Here is a 22,052-nt window from a genome sequence, read left to right on the forward strand (position 1 = left end):
GGTGGAATTGCTCGGAAGTCATTCATTAACTCCTTTCCAAAGCCAGCGAAGCCCGCATTAAATGCGTATCTTTGCGGCATGAAGCCACTGGATTTTAAGGATTTAATTATTTTCGAGAACGAAGATTTCATCGTCATCAATAAACCGCCCTACATCGCGTCGCTCGACGAACGGCAGGCGGATAATACCCTCAGTATTTTACGATTAGCCAAAGCCTACAGCGACGACGCCCAGTTGTGTCACCGGCTAGATAAGGAAACGTCGGGTGTACTGGCCATTGCCAAGAATCCGGAAGCGTACCGACATTTGTCGATGCAGTTTGAGCACCGCGAAACGGTAAAACGCTACCACGCGGTGGTGAATGGCGTCCATAATTTTCAGGGAGAATCGGTATACCTGCCCATTCTGGCTCTGCCCCGCGACGGCGTCGTGAAAATTGACCGGGCAAAGGGGAAGGAAGCCGAAACCCTTTTCTTTACCCTGAAAGCGTATCGGCAGTATACCATCGTGGAGTGTCTGCCCATTACGGGCCGGATGCACCAGATCCGTATTCACCTGACCTGCCTGAAAGCTCCCATCGTAGCGGATTCAACCTACGGCGGAAAACCGATTTACCTGTCGCAGCTCAAGCGGAAGTTCAATCTGAAAAAAGATACGGATGAGCAACCGCTGATGAAACGGGTAGCCCTGCATGCGTACTCCCTGACGTTCCATTTGCTGAACGGTGAAGAAGTGAAAATCGAAGCTCCGTACCCGAAAGACTTTGAGGTCTTGGTAAAGCAACTGGAAAAGAACGGATAAGGAAGAAAATCCTGAGCGTTCCGAAAGCTCACTGGTCCGAATAAATACAAAAAGGCCTCCCGTACGGAGGCCTTTTTTCGTAAGGCACACAACATTAAAATTTCAGATTCAACCGGGCAAACCAGAAGGAACCGTTGCTGCCCATTTGTACCGGGTCCCAGGCACCGCCCGATTCGGTCAGGCTAGGTTGGTGGAGCGTCGGATACACGTTGAAGAGGTTCGTACCGCCAATGGCTATACCAACCTGCGGTGTAATCCGGTACCCCAGCGTCAGATCGGTCGTCACTTTAGGTTTGTACACATCCAGATCGTTTAAATCATAATTCCAATTCGCCAGTTTGATCTCGCCAAACCGTACAAAACGCAACATGACATTGAACTTCCGCAGCGTATAGTCAAAAGACAAATTGATCTTCGACGGCGGAGCGGAGTACATCACGAAATAGCGTTCCCGAATATCAAAGTAGGTATCCTGTTTGCCAGCCAATCGGGGCGTGGTGTTTACCGTATCAATCGTCAGCTTATTGAAGTTTGCCGCCAGCGAGGTCGTCAGGCTACCGGCTCCCAGTGTAGCCCGATGGGTTACGATCACGTCCAGTCCACGGGTCGTCGTTGAAACGGCGTTGGTGAAAAACTGAGCCCGGCCTACGCCCAGGGCTTTCAGGTCTTCGCCAATCACATCGTCCGTGTCTTCAAAACCACCCGTTAACACCACTCGATCTTTGATTTTAATGAGATAGCCATCGACAGTGATGGACAAACTGTTCGTAGGATTCAGCGTAATCCCTGCACTCAGGTTCTGACTGGTTTCCTGTTTAAGTTTCGGAATCCCCAGGGCCTGCGTTACCCGGCTGTCGTTACGGGCAATGAGCACCTCTACAGGCTGTCCGTTCACGAAGTTGGTAATGGTCGAGTTGAAGTAAATCTGCGGCAGGGAAGGGGCCCGGAATCCCGTACTGGCCGTGGCCCGCAGCGTCAGAAAATCGGTGAGTTTGTAGCGGGCCGAAAGCTTGCCGTTGAAGGTTCCGCCAAAATCGCTGTACTGTTCATACCGCCCCGCTACGCCCAGTAATAGTGACTTCGTTACGTCTGCTTCCAGATCGACGTAAGCACCAATATTCGAACGGTTACGATTGATTGCATCGGAAGGCTGGAAGCCGGGAAACCCCTGAGCCCCTGGTGCCTGGCCCGCCTCATAACTCCGGTACGAAGCTTCTTCTCCCGCAAAAATCTGATAATTTTCCACGCGGTATTCCGCTCCGGCCGCCAGGTTAAAACCCTGGAGAACCGTTTTATAATACCGCGAAAATTTTAGACCCGTTACGTTCTGATTCAACTGAAAACCGCCGGCGTTGAACGAAGTCGGGGAGTTGGGGCCCAAAGAAGTATTAAGTGTGTTATGAACGGAGTACGTAAAGCGATTGGAGCCGAACGTATTGTATAGGTCGAACTCCGATTTACCTACTAACTGACGAACGCCTACGGTAATGGCCCGATCGTTGATTTTGCTGGAAATAATGGGATCGAAACCATCGGGATAAATGGCGGGTACGTTGCGATCATCATCCGCGAAACGGGTCCAGGCGTAGGCATCGCCCTTACGATAATTCAGACCGCCGAAAGTATAGAGTTGCGTCCGTTCACTCAAAGGAATCTTGGCATTCAGGTACACCGAGGCATTCTGTACTTTCGGGTCGCCGTACTGTCGCCGCACCACATCTTCGGGATTGGTATTCGCCCGGTTGGTATGATCGCGGAAATTGTAATCGCCCGTTACATTCACAAACCCATCTTTACCAATTTTCAGGCCGTAGTTGGCATTGACGTTGTAGTTCAGACCGTCAAATTTCTGGTTGTCGAAACGATACTTGGCCTGATAGGCTCCGGCATTGGCGTTTACTTCGAGCACATTCGTCGTTGACTTCAGAACGATGTTAATCACCCCCGCAATGGCATCCGAACCGTACTGAGCCGCGGCTCCGTCGCGTAAAATTTCAATGCGTTCGATCGCGGCCGCCGGGATGGCGTTCAGGTCCGTACCCGAATTACCACGTCCCCGGGTGCCGAATAAATTTACTAATGAAGACTGATGGCGACGCTTGCCATTGATGAGTACAAGCGTCTGGTCAGGACCTAAGCCGCGTAAGGAAGCCGGATCGACGTGGTCGGCTCCGTCGGAACCCGTCTGGCGGTTGGAGTTAAACGAGGGAGCGGCGTACTGCAGCAATTGGTTTACATCCAACTGACCCGTTCGGGAGGTAACCTTTTGCAAATCAATAATATCAACCGGGGCTGGCGTATCCGTCGGAGATCGGTTCAGACTCCGGGAGCCTACCACTTCTACCTGATTGAGTAAGTTGCCTTCCGTTAAAGTGAAGTTCAGGTTCGTGCTGCCACTCAAGGGCTTTTCCTGCCGATCGTAGCCCACAAAGGAAGCTACGATTATTGCATTAGGACCGGAGACCGTTAGCTGATACTGACCCTGGGCGTTCGCGGTCGTACCGTTCATGGTATTTTTTTCAAGGATCGTGGCTCCGGCCAGCGTTTCGCCCGTAGTAGAGGTAACCGTACCCGTCACGGTAATTTGCTGAGCAAAGCTCTGAAAGGAAAGAAAGAGAAGAAAAATAAAAAACCGATTCATCGATTTTGCTTAATAAAGTAGATAATTCAAAATTTTGGTTAGTTGCTACTGCACAGGGAGGGTATAAAAGCGTAATGAGAGATTTTACTCAAATGCAGGAGTAAAGGCTTAAATAAATGTTCACACAAAGAGCACGTTTTTAACGTGCTCTTTACAAAATGTTCTTTACCAACCGATACTCGTATTATCCGCCCGGGGATCGGAGCCGCCTTCCAGTCGGCCATCCGGTAAGATCAGAATACAATCCATACGGCCCAGAGTGCCGGTTTGCGGTTCAATAGCGTAGCCTTTTGCCTTTAGGGCATTTAATGCCTGAGTCGAAAAAGCTCCCCGTTCAAAAGTGGTACGGTCAGGCAGCCACTGGTGGTGAAACTTGAGAGCGTTGACCGCTTCTTGCATACTCATCCCGTGGTCAATGACGTTCAGAATGGTCTGGAAAACGCTGGTGATGATAGTAGAGCCACCGGGCGTACCTACAACCATGAACAATTTGCCGTCTTTTTCCACAATCGTTGGTGTCATACTGGAAAGCATGCGTTTGCCCGGCTGTACGGAATTGGCTTCGGAACCTACCAGTCCGAATACGTTTGGTACGCCCGGTTTTACGGCGAAGTCTTCCATCTCATCGTTCATCAGAAAACCAGCTCCGCCCACTACGACCCGACTTCCGTAGCCATTGTTAATCGTGGTCGTGATGGATACCGCATTGCCTTCCGCATCAACGACGGAAAAATGCGTCGTTTCGTTGCTTTCGTAGCCGGGAATGGCTCCGCCCGCAATAGCCTGCGAATCGCTGGCCTTCGCCCAGTTGAAATCGCTCCAGCGTTTGCGTAGGTATGCCGAATCCAGTAATTCGTTCACCGGGACTTTGAAAAAATCCGGGTCGCCGAGCCATTTGGCCCGGTCAGCGTACACGCGGCGTTCGGCTTCGATCATGACCTGCGTGGTCGAGTCAGCGTGCCAGCCCCAGCGTTTCAAAGGAAAAGGTTCTACCATCTTCAGCAATTGCACCAGTGCTATACCGCCCGAAGAGGTGGGTGGCATGGAAATGACTTTGTGCCCCCGGTATGTACCTGTAATGGGCGTTCGCCAGGCGGAATGATACGCATCAAGGTCTTTCTGAACGATAGGGGCTTTCGCTACGGCCATTTCCTGAATCAGCAGGCGGGCCGTTTCGCCCTCGTAAAAACCCGCCCGGCCTTTTTCCTGAATGCGACGGAGGGTTTTCCCTAAATCCATCTGGACGAAAAGATCGCCCATTTTCCAGGTGGTATCGGCTCCGGTTTTCAGGTAATAGGTTTTTCCGGGATTGTACTTTTTGATGTCGGAACGGACGCGGTTAAGGCCCTTAGCTTCGTTTTCGGTGAGGACAACGCCTTTTTCAGCCAGCTCAATGGCGGGTTGAATGACGTCCTTCCAGGGAAGTTTACCGAATTTTCGATGAGCTTCCACCATGCCATCCACCGAACCCGGAACGCCACTCGCCGAATGCCCCAGCCAGGCCATATTGGGAATAACATTGCCGAGTGAATCCAGATACATATCCCGATAAGCGGCGGCGGGAGCTTTTTCCCGAAAATCCAGCGAATAACTCTGTCCGTCTTTCGCCCGAAACACCATAAAGCCACCACCTCCGAGGTTTCCGGCCCAGGGAAAGGCCACCGCCAGAGCGAAAAACGTACCTACGGCCGCATCAACGGCATTGCCGCCTTTTTTCATGATTGCCGCACCTACCCGCGAAGCTTCCGGGTGAGCCGCAGCAACCATGACATGCTTTTCAAAAACACCCTTTTTGGTGTAGACGATAGGCTGGGCGTTGGGGTCGTCCGTAATGAATTCATAGGCTCCTTTGCTGATTTTCGGCGTGCTTTTTCGGCAGGCAACCGTCAGCAGGAGCAGGGAGAGAAAGGCCAGGGAAAGATATCGCATCGAGAACAAGGTTTATAATCTGGAAAATAGCAAATCCAGCGTAAAAAGGAATGAAACCTGCTTAAAATCTCGTGAGACCAAGTCAGTAATGATGGTTTTGTTCCTATGCTAATGGCTCTTCCTCGTGCATTAAATCATGGTGGATGTATGCCCCAGCCGTAGTACCCGAGCCCGTTGCAACGGATACGGCCCGAAAGGCGTGGGCCGCGTCTCCCGCCGCAAAAACGCCCGGTACCGTAGCCCGTTGAAAGGCGTCCACCTGAATGTATCCGTCCTCGGTAAGCTTACAGCCCAATTGTTCGTGCAGGTCCGTAGCAAAACTGAAAGGCGTTCGTACGAAGAGCGTTGGAAAATCCGTAGTTAGTCCATTTTTGAAAACGATGGTTTTCAGTTGTCCCGCTTCGTGCCGGAATTCCTGAATTTCATCTTCAATCACTGGAATGCCGTGCTTTCTGAGCTTGGTGCAATCATCCTCGGGCAATTCGCAGGGACCATCGGTAAATACATGCAGGTCTTTTGACCAGTTGCTCAGTAAACGGACAAAATCATACGTTACGCCGCTGTTGCTCAAAATGCCGATGGGTGAATTACGCACTTCGTAACCGTGGCAATAAGGGCAGTGGATGATGGACGTACCCCAACATTCCGCAAAGCCGGGAATGGGTCGCATTTGATCCGAAACGCCCGTGGCTAGTAGGATGGTTCGACCCGTGTACGTATCGCCTGATTCCGTTCGCACTTCAAAACCGTTACTCAATTTTTGAGCTTTAATGGCTTTGTCTGCCTGAAAGGTAACGGTATCGTACTGCAGGACTTGTTCTTTGGCCAGGCTACGGATCTGATCGGGTGAATGCCCGTCGTGCGTAATGAAATTGTGGGCTCGTGGGGTCTGACGGTTGCAGGGCTCGCCGCTATCAATGATGAGCACCTTCCGCAGCGAACGACCCAGGGTCATGGCCGCCGAAAGGCCAGCATAACTGCCCCCTATAATAATGGTATCAAAGGTCATGTCAAAGGAATTAGAAAGACTAGCTCGTTCGCCAAAAAAGCTGTACTAGGAAAGAGATCGAACTCCGGGATGGGCTTGGGATTTTTTTGAGGCATTCGGATGTTATCTCTGTACAATGGCAAGAAAACGTAATACTGAAACTTCTGAACATCAACCTTCCTTTCGCGAACGATTTGCGGCTTTGCGAAATCTGCCTGCTTTCTTCCGGCAAATCTGGCAAACGAGTCCTTCCCTGACGATTCTGAATTTTGTTTTACGACTGATTCGCTCGACCGTACCAACGGCTACGCTGTACGTGGGCAAACTCATTGTCGATGAGGTGATTCGCTTAGCAAATGCTCACAGTACTGATCTAACCCACTTGTGGACCTTAGTCGCGATTGAGTTTGGACTGGCCATCGGGAGTGACCTTCTGAGCCGGGGAATTAACCTCAGTGAGAGTCTACTGGGGGACTGGTACGCTCACCAAACTTCCGTCCGGCTGATGCAACACGCCGCTACGCTGGATCTGGCTCAGTTTGAAAACGCGACTTTTTACGATAAACTCGAACGTGCCCGGCAACAAACGGCGGGGCGTACGCAACTGCTGTCCCAAACCTTTTCACAGGTACAGGATCTGTTGACGATTGCTTCCCTGGCCATTGGGCTGATCAGTTTTGCTCCCTGGTTGTTACTGTTGTTACTCGTCGCCGTGATTCCTTCGTTTCTGGGAGAATTGCACTTCAACGCGAAAAGTTATTCGCTGCTTTACGGCTGGACGCCCCAACGCCGGGAGCTGGATTATTACCGGTACCTCGGAGCCAGCGACGATACCGCAAAGGAGGTGAAACTATTCGGCCTGTCCGATTTTCTGATTAACCGCTACCGGACGCTTTCGGAGCAGTACTTCCACGAAAACCGGAAGCTTGCTTTGGAGCGGGCGAGCTGGGGCAGTTTGCTGCTGGCGATTGGTACGGTGGGTTATTACGCCGCGTATGGCTACATGATTTTCCAGACCGTGCAGGGTCGCGTTACGCTGGGGGATCTGACGTTCCTGGCGGGTTCGTTCCGGCAAGTACGGAGTTTGCTCGAAGGCATCCTGGGACGCTTCAATAGCATTTCCCAGGGAGCGTTATACCTGAAAGATCTTTTTGAATTCTTTGAAATTCAGCCACAGATTGTATCCCCCGTATCGCCCCGACCGTTCCCGGTACCCATTCGCGAAGGCTTTGTTTTTGAAGGGGTAGGTTTCAAGTATCCCAACTCAGAAAAGTGGGCCGTTCGCAATCTGAGCTTTCATTTGCGAGCCGGGGAAAAACTGGCTTTAGTTGGCGAAAATGGAGCCGGAAAAACGACGTTAGTAAAACTACTGGGCCGTTTATACGATCCGGATGAAGGACGTATCCTCCTCGATGGGTATGATTTAAAAGCGTACAATCTGGAAGAACTTCGTACGCACATTGGAGTTATTTTTCAAGATTACCTACGCTTTCAGTTTTCGGCGGGAGATAACATTGCCGTCGGCGACATTGTCGAACGGGAGAATCTACCCGCTCTGGAACGAGCCGCTGAAGATAGTCTGGCCGATGCCGTGATTGCAGGCTTACCGCTGGGCTACGAACAGCCGCTGGGCCGTCGGTTTTCGGGTGGGGTGGAATTATCGGGTGGTCAGTGGCAGAAAGTAGCTCTGGCCCGGGCGTACCTCCGCGAAGCCGATCTGTTGATTCTGGATGAACCGACCTCCGCTCTGGACGCCCGAGCTGAATACGAAGTTTTCCAGCGGTTCGCAGAATTGACGAAAGGAAAAACGGCGGTGCTGATTTCGCACCGATTTAGCACCGTTCGCATGGCTGATCGTATTCTGGTACTGGAAGGAGGGAAGGTCTTGGAAATGGGTACGCACGAAGAGTTGCTAGCCCAGCAGGGACGGTATGCGGAATTGTTCGAATTACAAGCCGAAGGATACCGCTAAAAATCCTGTAAGCAAAGAGGTCCCGCTGAGTATAGCCAGCGGGACCTCTTTTTATCTATGGATACTAGAAACAGTACGTTAAAGCTGGTTGTAGTACGCAAACAGTTTAGCTAGATCTGATGGATCGCGGAAGCTGATTTTATTCGTTTTCATATACGCCTCTATCGCAGCCTGTTGATCCTGCATGAGAGCCAAAATGTTTTTTTTACCGGGACTGAATCGAACCGCTTTTCCCCGCGAAATCACGTAATAATCGCTGGTTAATTCAATTCGAGCGTTTTTCTCGCCCGTTCCAAACGCCGTATTGTAATTAGGTTTGATCGTTTTTGTTCGATGATGCTTGGCTAGTTGCAGGCGACCGGGGGTAAGCAGTTCGTAAAATCCCGTCACGGCCTCATCCGTTTGAAACTGCCGGGTATTGATGAAACGCATGGGTTGCGTGCCCTGATTCAGGGTAAAGTACTTGAGCTGATTTCCCGGAATGACTCGTATATCCCGGCGGGCTTCATTGGCGAGTACTTCTACCTCATTTTCGTAAATATTGTACCGCATTTGTATACCACCGATGCTGTCAGAGGCCGTTTTCTTATCGGCCAGTAGACCCTGATTCAGCTTGACACTACCCGTATGCCAAAGCGTATCCAGGTAAATTTCACCCACTACAGTACGGGATTCTCCTGCTTGTCCCCAAAGTACGCTGGTCGAGTTATTGGGAACGCCACCCATATTGATCCGCTCTTTGGAAACGTCAGAAAGCTGGTTTTGGGCCTGAGTCGTATAGGCAAGCAGTAGAAGAAAACTCAATCGCAGGAAATACATAGCAGTGGTTAGGTTGGATGAGAAATGAATTCTATACTCAAAAATAAAAAGGCTGCCTGATTCAGGCAGCCTTTTTAAGAAAGTTAGTTCAAGCTAAGTCGTAGTTGCACCCCGCCCTGCGTAACGGCTCGTCGGAAGGAGTTAGAGACGAGTGGGTCGTTAACCGTACGGTCGAGATATACGCGAACGTTGAGCTGACGACTGGCATTGTACGTGACGCTGGGGTTAAACTGGAAGAATACGTTCCCCGCCGTTGGGGTCGTTTCGCCTTCCAGCTTCCGGACAATGACGCGTTGATCGCGGAAGGTCAGGCGGCAATCGAAAGTCAGGTCGTTCTTGAGGCGTACCTGACGACCCCCGAAACGGAAGCGGATGTTCTGCCGCGTGAAGCCCAGGCGACCCGTCAAATCCTTGTTATTCACTTCATTGACCGAGACGTTGGAAAGGTTCAACCCGACGTTCCGATCCTGGTTGTACTCCAAACCACCCGAAATGCCATCTTTCGTACGGAATTGCACCCCAATAAAAGGAGCAAAGCGTTCCACGAATGAAATTACGCTCATGACATATACCGGAACAAACTGCCCCTCGGCGTTCACCTGATTGGCAAAGGGGTACAAGGGTGCGTTTAAAGCAACGAACGCAGCATCGTATTCCAGCGAAGAAACGAAGTTCCCAACGTTGTACGTACTCGAATACGAGTGCGTAATCTGAATCTGCGAGAATCGTCGCTTAAACCAGCCTACGTTCGTCAGACCATTGTAATTCACCCGCCAGTTCGGCAGCGGAATTTTATAGAAGGGCGAAAACTTAACCTTGTTCGGACTCTTGCCGGAATACGCCGAGAAGAAGGCCGGAATCAATACATCCTGCGAATTGAGGTTATACGAATCGCCGGCGGGGTTGGCGACCTTCAGGCGTTCGAGCAAAATGTTCCGATAGTCTTTGAAACGCTCGAAGTTGGCCGAGAAGCTTTCCCGATTGGTTTTTTCAAAAGCCGTGAGGAAGGATAAGTAACTCATGGAATAATTACCCGACCGCAGGGGAGACTGGCTCACAAAAGGACCATTGACCGTAGCGGGCCGGAAGAATTCCTGGTAGTTGTCCGAACGGTTGTAGCGTAAATCCATGAAGACCTTAAAGTCTTTCCACGGCTCCAGATCGGTAGTCGCTTCAAAGCGTTTCGTAAGCGTTTGTACAAACGGCTGGTTTTGCACCGTACTCTTGGTAATCCAACCTTCTTCGGCTCCGCGGTAACGAATGCTTGCGTCCTGGCTACCCAGAATGAAAGGTAGACCCGGTACCCCACTACGATCTCCAAACAAGTGCGGCGTGGGTAAAAAGCCGGGTAAAATCGTCGATTCTTGAATCGCATAGGTATACCGAATCCCCCGAACCGTCAGTAACAATCGAGATACGCTTTTCAGGAATTGATTACGCTCGACGTCTACTTCGTCAAAGTCACCGGGGCTACGGGCAATATCGCGGCGGGGAGCCCGGGGGGAGTTCACCCAGCGCAAAGCCTTCACTTTGTTGTAGAGGGCAACGAAGTCAACCCGACCCGTAAGTACCCGTTCGCGGGTATTCTGAATGGTATTACCAAAGGCCACACCCGTCGAATCGACGATGCCGTAACTATTCGCCTGGAACTTGTAAGCGACGTTGTATTGCAACTGGGCCGTCATCCAGTCCGTGAGCGGAAACTTGTTTAGCGGAATCTGCCAGGTATTGGTAATGCGTTGTTCAAAGTTTTTCATCCGACCGAGTCGCTTCAGACTGTTCATCACCGAATCTCGTTTTTCCGGCGTATTGATGTCGCCGTAGGGTTCGTCAATGATGGCTTGGGCCGTGGCGTTATACTGAGCATTCCAGTTTTTCGAGAAATTCCAGTTCAGTCCGTACAGGCGGTTGAATAGCCAGTACTTCTCGAATAAAGGCGTTACCCCGTCGGTCGTCAGCATCGGATTTCCCGCCGTAGAACCCGTTGCCGCCTGTCGGTACTGCGTCCGAATCAGGCTTCGGTCCATGTCGGCCCGGAAGGTTACGCTGTTGGGAATGGGAGTGAAGTTGAAGTCTTTGATCAACTGGAAAATGTGCTGGTCGTTCTTCCACTTCTTGAACGGCTCCCAGGGTTTGGGGGCGGTGGTATACGCGTAGGTAAAGCCACCCCGCTGTGACAGTTGTCGGTATTCCGCCAGCGTAATGCTCGACCGTATGGCGTCGGAGTAGGCGTAGGTAAACGAAAAGTTCTCGATGTCGTAGAAATGGGCTCGGCTGTTCGGGTTGACGCGGATCTTCCGCACGTTCGAGAAATTGATGGCTTTCCGCATGGAGTTTTCTTCCACCATTTTCCGGTACGCTTCGCGTTGATTGGCGGGCATCGTACTCAGCGATAAGTCCAACGGCATATCCGGATCGAGTGGATTGAAGTGCGGACGAATGTTCTGCCGGTCGTAGCTGAAATAAAGCGGAATTTGTAATCCCCAGTTTTGCGGGAAGAGCTTATCCAGATTCACATTCGAAGCGACACCGAAAGCCATTGAATTGCTTTGTGAACGTTCGGATATACGCGTGTCCACGCCACCAAAACCATAGGTCTTCATGGCTCCGGTCAACGTTACCGTTGCAAAATCGGCTAGCTTAATATCCGCCCGGCCGATAGCCGCGTAACCGGATCGCTGATCAAAATCCGTCGCGTGAAATTCGTTTACCCAAACGCAGAAGGACTTGGCCTGCCCATCGTCTGACTTCGGGTTTCGTACCCCCAGCATCATGACTTGAACGGCGGAAATGTCGGGCGTTCCCACCACCGTAATGTTGTACTTGCCGTCTTCGGATACCAGCGTAAAGGGCGTCGCGTTAGCCGCTCCGAGACGGTTGCGTTCCGCTTTGACGCGACGAAGTTCATCGATGGCGAAGTCAAATTTGTTGTCCAGGGGCCACACCAGCGTAGGGTCGGGAGAACCCATATTGAGCGAACTCGGCCGGGTAGCCGTCAGGCTTCGTACTTCGATTTCGTAGAAGTTGTCCTTGAAATCGGTACCCAGTCGAATGAATGCTGAGGTTTTAGCGTCTTCATCAGCCAGGTTGTCCATGTGTACGGACATGGTCAGGCGGCGGTACTGATTCAGGTTGTAGTTAACAATTTTGTAGGCCGCCCGAGAATCACCGTCCCGCAGATCCGTCACGCACAAGCTTAAGGCTTGTTCGTTGAGGGCCGCGTTGTTCAGCGTCATGATGTCGCGATCCCGTTCGTAACCCGGAGGGACGACGTAAGGTACCCGTGTATCATTGGTGCCATTTTTGTCGGCAGCAGTAGGACCATTTTCTTCCACACTTACGGTCGATACCCGGAAGTCGGCATCGTAAGGTTCGGGTACTTCGTCGAGGCCTTTGGCACTGAGATCATACTCGTACTTCCGGTACTGGAAACCCGTCAGTTGCAGCTGAGCAAAGCGAAGGACTACGGGTTCTTCAAATTCCGTCATGACCATCCGCATGAAGCGAATGGATTTGAAGCTGGTGATGCCACCTACGGAGCGACTGGGCTTACGCACTTCAACCCGGAATAAATACCACTTGGCCCCGTCGTCTGTCTGTATTTCATCAACGATGTTGTTCGACCCGACTTTTAGCTCACCAGGTTTCAGCGGAATTTCGTATTCGTAGTACGCTTCCGTTTCATTGATGGTATTATCATTATTTAAATCTTCGGAATCGGGTAAATTGGTCGAAGAAGGCGTAATCTGCGAACCCGAGGCGGTATTGGCCGGCGAGTTGTTTTCCATGCCCATAAACCGCTTATACCGCTGAATGATCGACCAGTTATTTTGATCGGCTTCCGGGCTGAAATAATACCGGAAGTCATCGTTGGAAGGGTCATTCGTAATTTGATCCAGTGCCGGACCCGTTACCCGCGAACGTACCTGGTTAATATAATTGCTGAAATAGGTCTGCTCGGCGGCATTATTTACGCCGTCAAGCCCAACATCCTGAGCGGCAATGTTATCGTTGTTGAAGGCATTGATAACGAATTGCTGCTTGGTGGCTCGTCCCCAGGCCGTCGAATCGACGTTGGCGGGCTGACCGTTGACGGTCTGCGTGCGTACCTCACCCGTAGGCAGACCATTCTCGAAGTTGAAACGACCGTCAGGAACGACGTCTTCGGAAATATCACCCAAGTGTATGAGCAGTTTACCCCCCGTGGTATTGGGTTTATCCTGCGTACCACCGTTCGCTCGAACGGGTACTTTTAGGAACGGATCCATTACCCAGAACTCCATGATTTCAATGTTGGAGTTATCAAAGTCATTATCTGAGGTAATGGCCCGCGTAATGGCTCCGAAGCTCTGTTTAGGATTTCGCAACCGACCTTCCGATGTTAGATCCGGGTTGTAGTTGTACATCCCGCGTTCGGCCGGGAAGTACGCCAGATCCAGAATATTCAGGGGCAGGTTATAATTCAGAGCCGCCTTGCCTTTAAAAATCTGCTGGGGCAGGTATTGTTTTTCGTAGAAGTTGGAAACATCCAGATCCGCGGGTACGACGTTGTTACCGAGTCCGCCCGTTCCGTAGAACGTCTGATCGACGTTGTATACGGAAATCAAAGCCCGACGATCGTTGTACTGCAAAGGGTTTCCTGGAGTGCCTTGGTTAAAGGTTACGGGTGTGGCTCCCATTCGCCAGCGGATGGGCTGACGCGTGAAATCGTAGATGGTACGGCTGCCTTCAAAATCATCGAGGTAACTCCGGTTTTGGGCCCGGGGCGTTACGCCGGGTAGCAATTGAGCGTATTCGCCACCGAAGGTAATACTCGACATTTCCTTAGTCTGAATCAAAGGCAGAGCGTCAAGGGCTTTGGTTAAAAAGGGTACGTCTTTTTTCAGGTTAGCATCAAAACCAAACAGGAAGTTGTTGACGGGCTCGTTGCCCAAAGCGACCCGCGTGATGTTGCCGGGCGTACTTTCCCGCAGTCGCATCAGCGTCGCTCCAATGTTGAAGTTTTTATCAATTCGGTAGTCAAGGCGGCCTGCTATCATAGTCCGTACTTGATTATTGAAGAGTTCGGGCGTTTCCCAACTGACGGTGATTTCCCGTCCTGAGTTCATCAAGGCATCATTCATAATCCGTACGCTTCCGCCTTCCACCACGAAGTCCGTACCCGGATTCAGGTTTACGCCACCTGCCGATACCTGCACGGTACTCTCATCGACACCAAAACCCAGCGGAATCTGGGCTCCGTTGGCTCCCTGATAACTTCCCTGAATGAAAAATTTATTCTTTTCTGCCTGCTGCGTCGCGTCAATTTGCGTACCTCGGTAAAGCGTATTCTGTACGTACTTTTCTACCAAGGCCGGATCACTATTGTTCAGCCGATTCCGTAGGGTGGAACCAAACGGTTCCAGTACGGGGAAGATAATCCGGCCGTTTTTGGGGTCAATCGTGACGTCTTCCACAAAATCAAAATTCCCATCGGGCTGGGCGTCATTCATCTGGTTGAGTTTATCCAGATTCATGACCTGTAAAAGCGGAATGCCGGCCAGATTTGTTTCCTGTAAGCTGGGGTTATCGACGCCCGTAATGTCGTCCTTATAAATCACCCGTAATTGGAAACCCTGCCGTTGTACACTTACATTTCCGCCGGAATAGCTCGTTGTCGTACTGGTCGTACTGGAAGGCGTTTGCGTACTGAGAGAATAGATGTTTTTCATCATCAAATCCCACATCGGCAAATTGGTATTATTCCGCAGGGTCGATGATTTGAGCAGTTTCAGTACAATTACTTCGTCTTGTTGCCGATTCTGGTAATCTTCCGTCAGTTCACCTACCTTGAACTTTCGGCCTTGATACGTATACTCGTAAGAAACGGCGACGATCTCGTCGTTACGGATGGGAGCCAGCAGGGAAATGTAGCCTAGCTGCGGATGAAAGCGGAATTCCCGGTCATTTAATTTGCGGGCTCCGCGTAAGAGATCAAAGTCAGCCCCCCGGGCGTAGCCACTACCGGTCAACTCGCCAGCCACGTTGTCGATCTGTCGAACCGTAGGATTCTGAGATACGTTCTGGAAAAGCCCATTGACGCTGTTATCGGCAGGCGAACTCACCGAGCCGGAAATGGGCTGTACTAGCGGAGATGTCTTGTTAAAGGGATTGCCTTCGCCCAAATCAGCCAGACCGACCAGGTTCCGTAGCGTTTCCGTATTTTGTGAACGGTTGGTTATATAAACTTCCACCCGCGTTACGGTAACGCCCGAAGTAATCATCGGAAGTTGCTGTAGCGAGCGTTCGTAATTATTACGGAAGAAATGATTCAGGAAGAAGTGTCGGTTTTCATCGTATAAATCTTCACGAATGGAAAAACCACGATTCTGGGCTCCGTTGCGAAGCACAATGCTCTGCCGCTTAGAGCGTTGCTGAGCTGCGACCAGATTCACATCCAGTTTGCCAAACCGCAGGGCTACGTTCGCTCCAAACAGGTTTTCAACACCCGGAATCAGCTGACTGTTGGTGCGAAAACTCGTATTTCCGGCTTCCACCCGCTGGATAATGTCTTCCTCCTGATTCCGAAAGCCAAGTTTGAGTTTGTTTTCGAAGTTGAAGGCGGCTTTCGTATCAAAATTGGTATTCAGGTTAAGTTTATCCCCAATCTTCCCGGCGAAGTTTACGGCAATCTGTTCATTAAAAATGAAATTACCCGTTCGCCGCTGCCGTACCGGAATCGCCGGATTGTCGATACTCTGATGGAGATAACCAAAGTCGAGCAATACCGAGCCATTGGGAAGGAAGTCGATGATGTTCGAGCCAAAAATCCGGTCGAGCGAAGGATCAGACAGTTTGATTTTAGGGAAAAGACCCCGGCCCGTCACTTCACTTTTTCCGTCGCTTCGACCCGCGTATTCCCGAATTAAGTCCCGATAGGAAGCGTTGTTCTGAATTCGCAGGTATTCGTCCAGCGAGATGTTTTCGCCGGGCCGGTACGGAATCGTCCGGTCGCCTACTTTAAAGGCGTCATTGACGGTAATTTTCTGATCCAGGGGATTAAACCGAAACTGGGTTTGTAGGTCTTTAGGATCAGGTGGGATTAAAGGGGATTGTGGGAGTCGATAACTAAACCGACTGGCTAAACGATCCGATACTTTTAATAGAGGTCGACGTCCGGTTTTGGTTCTGTACAAGGTGTCTACGCGGGCTGTGTCGGGTTGAATCTGCTGAGCCTGAGCCATCGCAGTACTTGCACCAAACAACAAAAAAGCCCTTACTAATCCTGGTACAGATATCCATCGCCGCCGCCGGGAATAAGTTCCTGACTTTCGAACGGGTTGGAAAATTCGCATTGTTAGGTAAAGTGTCCTTCGCAATATGATCTATTGAAAGAGTAGGCGTGTACACTTCGGGGGAACGAAGTGTTGGGTTACCGCATCCTTAAACGCCAAAACTAAAAGTAAAATTGCAAAAAAAGTGGGATAGGCTATCGCTTGTATTCGATTAAGAAATGATAAATGGTAGCGAATGGTTGATTCAACTCTATTTTAGGTATATTAACCTGGTTTTTTAAGCAAAAAATCTTTCCGAAAGATAGACTTCGGAAAGATTTTTGCGGGTGTATTGGGGTGCTTACCGTAAGGATTGTTTGATTAAATCTTCAACGGATGCATTAGGATCTTTTTTCAGTAGAGTATCGACTGATTTTTCGGCAACGGGACGGGGGATACCCATCACAATCAAAGCCGAAATAGCGTCGGTACGAGCTCCAGCGTTGGGACCGAGGAACAGATTGGTCGTCATACTTCCCGAAGCCAGGTGATCTTTCTTGAGTTTATCCTTGAGTTCAAGAATAACGCGTTGAGCCGTTTTTGCTCCAATCCCCTTGATGCCCTGGATCACGCGTAAATCTTCCGTAATAATCGCCTGCCGGATCTCGACCGAAGAAAGGGAAGAAAGCATCACCAGAGCCGTGTTAGGACCAATACCTGATACGCTCACTAAATCCAGGAAAAGCAGTTTTTCGCTCATTTCCTGAAAGGCGAACAGGATGTGGGCATCTTCCCGAATATTTAAATACGTGAACAAACGGCAACGTTCGTTTACCTCCGGTAAAGCCGAATACGTTTGCAGGGAAATACGTACTTCGTATCCAACGCCCTGTACGTCGATAATGGCGTAAGCAGGTTCTTTATAAGTGAGCTTGCCTTCTAAATAAGCAATCATTTGCTGGGATGATGAGCAAAACAAGCCACGGGGCGTATCGTCCGGTGGCTTGTTTTAGTAGTACTGGATGAAATATCGTTCGTGTTAAATCACTAACAGTTTCTGGCCGGGGTGTACTGCATTACCCTTGATTCCATTGAGCTTACGTAATTTGTCAATGGAAATACCGCCGTAACGTTGTGAGATTTTCCAGAGCGTATCGCCGGGTTGTACGGTGTGATACTTGCGGGCTTTGCTCAAACGTTCGTCACGACTAGTAGCCGCGGCGGATTTACTCACGGTAGCCACAGCGACCTGGGTTTGCGGTACGCTCACTTGCTGGTAAACGACTAGATGTTGTCCTGCCTTAATTCTTGAATGGCGACCCAGACGGTTCCAGACTTTCAAATCCTGGCTTGCTACCTGGTAACGGCGGGCAATGGAAGATAGCGTCTCGCCACGGTGTACTCTGTGCGAAACCCGCTTTGATTTCGTACGGACGACCTCTTCATTCAGAGCCGCACCTGACGGTTCTTCCTCATCGGAGGTATGCGAGGCTAACATCACGCGTGGAGAACCGGCGTAATTCGTAGCCGAATCCAAAATGGAACGACGGTGAGCGTAGAAATACTTCAACTCTTCTTTCGGCAAACGAACAGGATAACCCTTCGTACCCTCGGGTAGAACATCGGTCAGAATGTGCGGATTCAGTTGTTTTACCTTGTCGTAGGAAAACTGTCCGACCTGAGCTAAGGTCCGCAGATTCATGTACGAATTAACGTGAATGGTATCGAAGGCAACCACTGTATGCATCGAGTCGGGTTTGATTCCGTGATCAGCCGCGTAGTGCATCATGTACACGATGGCGGCGTATTGGGGAACGTAACCGCGAGTTTGCTTATGTAAATGTGGATAGACTTCCCAATACGTATGCTTACCCGATTTGCGGACGGCTCGCATCACGTTTCCGGGGCCGGTATTGTAGGACGCCAGCATCATTTCCCAGTCGTTATTAAAGATACGACCTAATTGCAGGAAGTACTTACAGGCGGCTTCGGTAGCCTTGTAGGGGTCGAAGCGTTCATCAACGTATTTATCAATCCGTAATTTAAAATCGATACGTCCGGTACTGGGCATGAATTGCCACAGACCACCTGCTCCAGCATAAGAAATGATTTTGGGATCGAGACGGGATTCAATGAGGGAAAGGTACTTCAACTCATCGGGGAGGCCGTACTGGGCCAGGTACTTTTCGAAAATGGGGAAATACAGGGCTTTTCTTTCCAGCATTTCCTTCACAAACGAAGGTTTACGAAAGGTAAAAAACTCGACAAACTGATGGGTTACATCGTTGTGATTCAGAGGGATTTCTTTTTGCAGCTTGGCCATGCGTTCGTGCACCAGTTGGAAATCTACTTGTGGCACGGAATCTTTCACTACGGTAGGCGTACTGTTTTTCGTCGAATCGGTCTGTGCTCCTACGGAACAAATCGAGAATGAGGCAATCGCCGCCGCAATGGTCAGGATTCGAATTGGTCTCATCTAGTAAGGGTTTGTTGTTAGGTTATACAGGAGTTTCTTCGCGAAACTCAGGAAACATACTTCATTCGATTCAGGCAGGCAGAAGGATTATTCTCAGTACTCTTCGCTACAAGAGCACTAAGGAAATGGCTACTAATGAATTGAATTTAAACGCTTACCGCTGCCTGATCCTGGATTTCCAGGGTATTAGCAAAAGCCAGTAATTTTTCTTCTCCGAAGGCTGGGGCCAAAATCTGAATTCCGACGGGCATTCCCTGTGAATCGGTACCCAGGGGTAGCGAAAGGGCGGGTACACCCGTTACGTTAGCCTGCACCGTAAAGATGTCGGCTAGGAACTCTTTCAATGGATCAGAAGATTTTTCACCGAGCGGAAACGCCACCGAAGGGGTAGTGGGGTAGAGCAGAAAATCAACCTGCTCGAAATGTTGCTCGATTTCTTCCTTTATTAAACGTCGAACGCGTTGAGCTTTGGTGTAGTACGCGTCGTAATAATTTGCACTCAGTACAAAGGTGCCCAGCAAAATACGCTTGCGGGCTTCGGCTCCCAAACCTTCCGTACGACTAAGTCGGTACAATGAATCCAGATCAACGGCTTGCGGACTACGGTGTCCGTATCGAACCCCATCGTACCGCGAGAGATTGGAACTTACCTCGGCTGTTGTCAGGATATAATACGTCGGCAGATAGTATTTAGCCAGCGGAAAATCAACGGGTACAACCGTATGTCCTTCAGCTTCTAAACGATCAATGGTTTGGCGTAAAACTGCTTTAACCGATGGATCTACACCATCCGACTCTAAACTGTCGCGAAAATAACCGATTTTTTTCAGACCGCCAGCTTCTAATTTTTCGGAGTACGCGGGTACGGGTTGCTGCGATACTGTGCTATCCTGCTCGTCGGCTCCGGCCATAACTTCCAGAATCAGAGCCGCGTCTTCCACGCAACGCGTAATAGGTCCAATCGTATCAAACGAGGAGGCATACGCCAGCAAACCCCAGCGGGACACCCGGGCATACGTAGGCTTCAATCCAACCAATCCACAAAAAGCCGCGGGTTGACGAACCGATCCGCCCGTATCCGTACCAATCGAAGCAAAGCATAAATCCGCCTGTACCGCTACGGCTGAGCCACCCGAAGAACCACCAGGTACGCGACTTTCATCACGGGCATTGAGTACGGGGCCGTAAGCGGAGTTCTCGTTGGAAGAACCCATTCCGAATTCATCGCAGTTCTGCCGACCGATGATGATGGCATCTTCGTCAAGCAAGCGTTGAACGGCCGTGGCAGTAAATTGCGAAACGAAACCATTTAAAATACGACTTCCTCCGTGTACGCCGTGATTGGCATAACACAGTAAATCTTTAATTCCGATCACCATTCCGGCCAGCTTGCCAGCCGTACCTGCGGCCAGTTTGGCATCAATACGGGCGGCTTCCTGGCGAGCTTCTTCGGCGTATACCGCTAGAAAAGCATTCAGATGGGCCTGTTGGGCAATACGATTCAGGTAATAATCAACCAAAGCACGGCACGAAACCGTACCTTGATGTAAGTCCTGCTGAAGCGAACGGAAGGAAGAATAGTACTTCAAAACGAGGGATAAATCTGGAGATTAGCTAAAAAACAACAAAAGGGCATAGTCACGTGACTAGGCCCTGAAGTGTACACAAAAACGACTATTTATTAGCTTCGTCGCCTGCTTTTTCAATTTCGCTACGAACATCTTTGCTAGCGTCCTTGAACTCACGAATACCTTTTCCAAGGCCCCGTGCCAGCTCAGGGATTTTCTTCGCTCCAAAGAGGAGAATAAAGGCAAAAATAATCAGGGCGATTTCGGGCCCACCGAGGCTAAACGCCAAAATTGTTGCCATTTCCATGATGAATGTCTTTATTAATGGATGTAAAGTTAAGGATTACCTTTGAAAAATTCTGTAGTATCCCCTGGTTTTATTCTCGTTCACGGATTGGATACGCCGCTTATTGAGGGTCAATTGGAACCGCTTGTTCGGCTTCCCAAATCTTGAATGTATCCAGATCATTCGAAATAGTACGGAACAGCCAAACTAGTAAAGCTATATCATCAGTAAAGCCGATGATGGGTAGCAAATCCGGGATTACATCGATTGGGCTGACAAAATAGATCAGTACCGCTACGGTCAGGACCACACTCTTCCAGGGTAGTTGCCGGTATTCTCCTTTGGCATACGCCCGAATCAGACGGGTCAGAAGGCCCAGCTTTTCCTGCACATCATGGATGATGGCTCCTTTGTTGGAAGTGCGGAGAACTTTAGTGATTAAATCAAGCAAAAAGGCCGGATTGCGAGCGGATCGACTGGCTTTCTTTTGAGCCTCGCGAAAAAAAAGCGATTGTAAAATGCGTTGAATAAGTGGAGTAGATTCGGCCATTGGAAAATAGAGACTCAAGTGTAGCAGTAAAAACGTTGAAATGGCCCAAAAAGATTTCAGAAAAGAGCTTATTTTTTTAGGAAAGCCTTTAAAGTTACTACAAGGTGCTCGATCATCGGAGGGGTACGAAAAAAGCCCGTGACTGACACGGGCTTTTCAATACTTATATGCTGGGTATTTACTTGAGCTGGCGAGCCAGTCGGAGTGTTTTTTCGTTCGCGGGTTCTTCGGTTTCGGACGAATCAAATTTGCGAGGGCGTCCGGCTTTTTCGTCCAATGCGGCTTTTAGATCAAGCAGAAATTTCCGTAGTTCCAGAAGTGAGTCAACTAATTCAGTATTGTTTTCCTGTTTGAATTCTTTGTTTTCCAGATACTTGCGGGCTCCTTTAAGGGTATAGCCCCGTTCTTCCACAAGCTGATAAATAATCTCCAGCTGTCGAATGTCTTCTTTGGTATACATGCGGTCACCACCCCGATTTCGCTTCACTTTATTTTTGAGCGTGGGGAAGTTGTCCGTCCAATACCTCACTTTCGAGATATCAAACGAAAACATATCTGCTACTTCTCGTATCGTATAGTACCGCTTCTCGTCCGTCATAACCGCCGCATAGTATAAGTTCCGCTGAAGGTGCTGCTAGCCCAAAAGTCCAAAGCCCTGCCTCAATGCTTTAAACGAAGAAACTCGTTAATAGCTATTGTTGCAAGGTTAGGAAGTAAAAAAATCCGGCCGGCTGACCGGATTAGACGCTTAAAAATGCCGTATTTTCTT

13 protein-coding genes are annotated in these 22,052 nt (G+C 50.0%); 2 read left to right on the forward strand and 11 right to left on the reverse strand.

Annotation, left to right across the window (positions count from 1 at the left end):
- Nucleotides 1-78: 78 nt before the first annotated feature.
- On the forward strand, nucleotides 79-801 hold the full coding sequence (locus C5O19_RS00970) for an RluA family pseudouridine synthase (protein WP_104709511.1): 723 nt from the start codon (nucleotides 79-81) through the stop codon (nucleotides 799-801).
- Between the two features lie 94 nt (nucleotides 802-895).
- Here the strand turns inward: C5O19_RS00970 and C5O19_RS00975 are convergent, their stop codons facing one another.
- The 3 genes from C5O19_RS00975 to C5O19_RS00985 form a co-directional block, all read right to left on the reverse strand.
- Nucleotides 896-3,442 (reverse strand): TonB-dependent receptor, encoded by a 2,547-nt coding sequence (locus tag C5O19_RS00975; protein WP_104709512.1) that lies wholly within the window; start codon nucleotides 3,440-3,442, stop codon nucleotides 896-898.
- Nucleotides 3,443-3,607: 165 nt separating this feature from the next.
- A complete protein-coding gene (ggt, locus tag C5O19_RS00980; RefSeq protein WP_104709513.1) occupies nucleotides 3,608-5,371 on the reverse strand; it encodes a gamma-glutamyltransferase in 1,764 nt (587 codons plus the stop codon).
- A gap of 103 nt (nucleotides 5,372-5,474) precedes the next feature.
- Complete coding sequence (locus C5O19_RS00985; RefSeq protein WP_104709514.1) at nucleotides 5,475-6,380, reverse strand: NAD(P)/FAD-dependent oxidoreductase; 906 nt, start codon at nucleotides 6,378-6,380, stop codon at nucleotides 5,475-5,477.
- A 115-nt stretch (nucleotides 6,381-6,495) separates the two neighbouring features.
- On the opposite strand from C5O19_RS00985, the gene C5O19_RS00990 reads away from it, so the two are divergent.
- Nucleotides 6,496-8,331, forward strand: coding sequence for an ABC transporter ATP-binding protein (locus C5O19_RS00990; RefSeq protein WP_104709515.1), 1,836 nt, complete (start codon nucleotides 6,496-6,498; stop codon nucleotides 8,329-8,331).
- A gap of 78 nt (nucleotides 8,332-8,409) precedes the next feature.
- On the opposite strand, the gene C5O19_RS00995 is transcribed toward C5O19_RS00990, so the two are convergent.
- The 8 genes from C5O19_RS00995 to C5O19_RS01030 all read right to left on the reverse strand — a co-directional run bounded on the left by C5O19_RS00995 (nucleotide 8,410) and on the right by C5O19_RS01030 (nucleotide 21,881).
- A complete protein-coding gene (locus C5O19_RS00995) occupies nucleotides 8,410-9,150 on the reverse strand; it encodes a hypothetical protein (RefSeq protein ID WP_104709516.1) in 741 nt (246 codons plus the stop codon).
- A gap of 83 nt (nucleotides 9,151-9,233) precedes the next feature.
- Nucleotides 9,234-16,484, reverse strand: a complete 7,251-nt coding sequence (gene sov, locus C5O19_RS01000; protein ID WP_104709517.1) for a T9SS outer membrane translocon Sov/SprA — start codon at nucleotides 16,482-16,484, stop codon at nucleotides 9,234-9,236.
- Nucleotides 16,485-16,764: 280 nt separating this feature from the next.
- Nucleotides 16,765-17,358 (reverse strand): Holliday junction branch migration protein RuvA, encoded by a 594-nt coding sequence (gene ruvA / locus C5O19_RS01005; protein WP_104709518.1) that lies wholly within the window; start codon nucleotides 17,356-17,358, stop codon nucleotides 16,765-16,767.
- Between the two features lie 84 nt (nucleotides 17,359-17,442).
- Nucleotides 17,443-18,879 carry a lytic transglycosylase domain-containing protein gene (locus C5O19_RS01010; RefSeq protein WP_104709519.1) on the reverse strand — a complete coding sequence of 479 codons (1,437 nt, stop codon included), beginning with the start codon at nucleotides 18,877-18,879 and terminating at the stop codon, nucleotides 17,443-17,445.
- A gap of 146 nt (nucleotides 18,880-19,025) precedes the next feature.
- Nucleotides 19,026-20,468 (reverse strand): Asp-tRNA(Asn)/Glu-tRNA(Gln) amidotransferase subunit GatA, encoded by a 1,443-nt coding sequence (gatA, locus tag C5O19_RS01015; protein WP_104709520.1) that lies wholly within the window; start codon nucleotides 20,466-20,468, stop codon nucleotides 19,026-19,028.
- 85 nt (nucleotides 20,469-20,553) lie between these two features.
- Nucleotides 20,554-20,754, reverse strand: a complete 201-nt coding sequence (locus C5O19_RS01020; RefSeq protein ID WP_094808974.1) for a Sec-independent protein translocase subunit TatA/TatB — start codon at nucleotides 20,752-20,754, stop codon at nucleotides 20,554-20,556.
- 100 nt (nucleotides 20,755-20,854) lie between these two features.
- Nucleotides 20,855-21,283 carry a YkvA family protein gene (locus C5O19_RS01025; protein WP_104709521.1) on the reverse strand — a complete coding sequence of 143 codons (429 nt, stop codon included), beginning with the start codon at nucleotides 21,281-21,283 and terminating at the stop codon, nucleotides 20,855-20,857.
- 178 nt (nucleotides 21,284-21,461) lie between these two features.
- Nucleotides 21,462-21,881: a MerR family transcriptional regulator gene (locus tag C5O19_RS01030; RefSeq protein WP_104709522.1), complete on the reverse strand. Its 420-nt coding sequence runs from the start codon at nucleotides 21,879-21,881 to the stop codon at nucleotides 21,462-21,464.
- Nucleotides 21,882-22,052: the final 171 nt, after the last annotated feature.

It is taken from the genome of Siphonobacter curvatus (genome assembly GCF_002943425.1).
GTDB lineage: Bacteria > Bacteroidota > Bacteroidia > Cytophagales > Spirosomataceae > Siphonobacter > Siphonobacter curvatus.

Excerpts from the sequence above, each read along its gene's own strand:
- C5O19_RS00970 (WP_104709511.1), top strand. The coding sequence starts at position 79 with ATGAAGCCACTGGATTTTAAGGATTTAATTATTTTCGAGAACGAAGAT.
- C5O19_RS00975 (WP_104709512.1), bottom strand. The coding sequence starts at position 3,442 with ATGAATCGGTTTTTTATTTTTCTTCTCTTTCTTTCCTTTCAGAGCTTT.
- ggt (WP_104709513.1), bottom strand. The coding sequence starts at position 5,371 with ATGCGATATCTTTCCCTGGCCTTTCTCTCCCTGCTCCTGCTGACGGTT.
- C5O19_RS00985 (WP_104709514.1), bottom strand. The coding sequence starts at position 6,380 with ATGACCTTTGATACCATTATTATAGGGGGCAGTTATGCTGGCCTTTCG.
- C5O19_RS00990 (WP_104709515.1), top strand. The coding sequence starts at position 6,496 with ATGGCAAGAAAACGTAATACTGAAACTTCTGAACATCAACCTTCCTTT.
- C5O19_RS00995 (WP_104709516.1), bottom strand. The coding sequence starts at position 9,150 with ATGTATTTCCTGCGATTGAGTTTTCTTCTACTGCTTGCCTATACGACT.
- sov (WP_104709517.1), bottom strand. The coding sequence starts at position 16,484 with ATGCGAATTTTCCAACCCGTTCGAAAGTCAGGAACTTATTCCCGGCGG.
- ruvA (WP_104709518.1), bottom strand. The coding sequence starts at position 17,358 with ATGATTGCTTATTTAGAAGGCAAGCTCACTTATAAAGAACCTGCTTAC.
- C5O19_RS01010 (WP_104709519.1), bottom strand. The coding sequence starts at position 18,879 with ATGAGACCAATTCGAATCCTGACCATTGCGGCGGCGATTGCCTCATTC.
- C5O19_RS01020 (WP_094808974.1), bottom strand. The coding sequence starts at position 20,754 with ATGGAAATGGCAACAATTTTGGCGTTTAGCCTCGGTGGGCCCGAAATC.
- C5O19_RS01025 (WP_104709521.1), bottom strand. The coding sequence starts at position 21,283 with ATGGCCGAATCTACTCCACTTATTCAACGCATTTTACAATCGCTTTTT.
- C5O19_RS01030 (WP_104709522.1), bottom strand. The coding sequence starts at position 21,881 with ATGACGGACGAGAAGCGGTACTATACGATACGAGAAGTAGCAGATATG.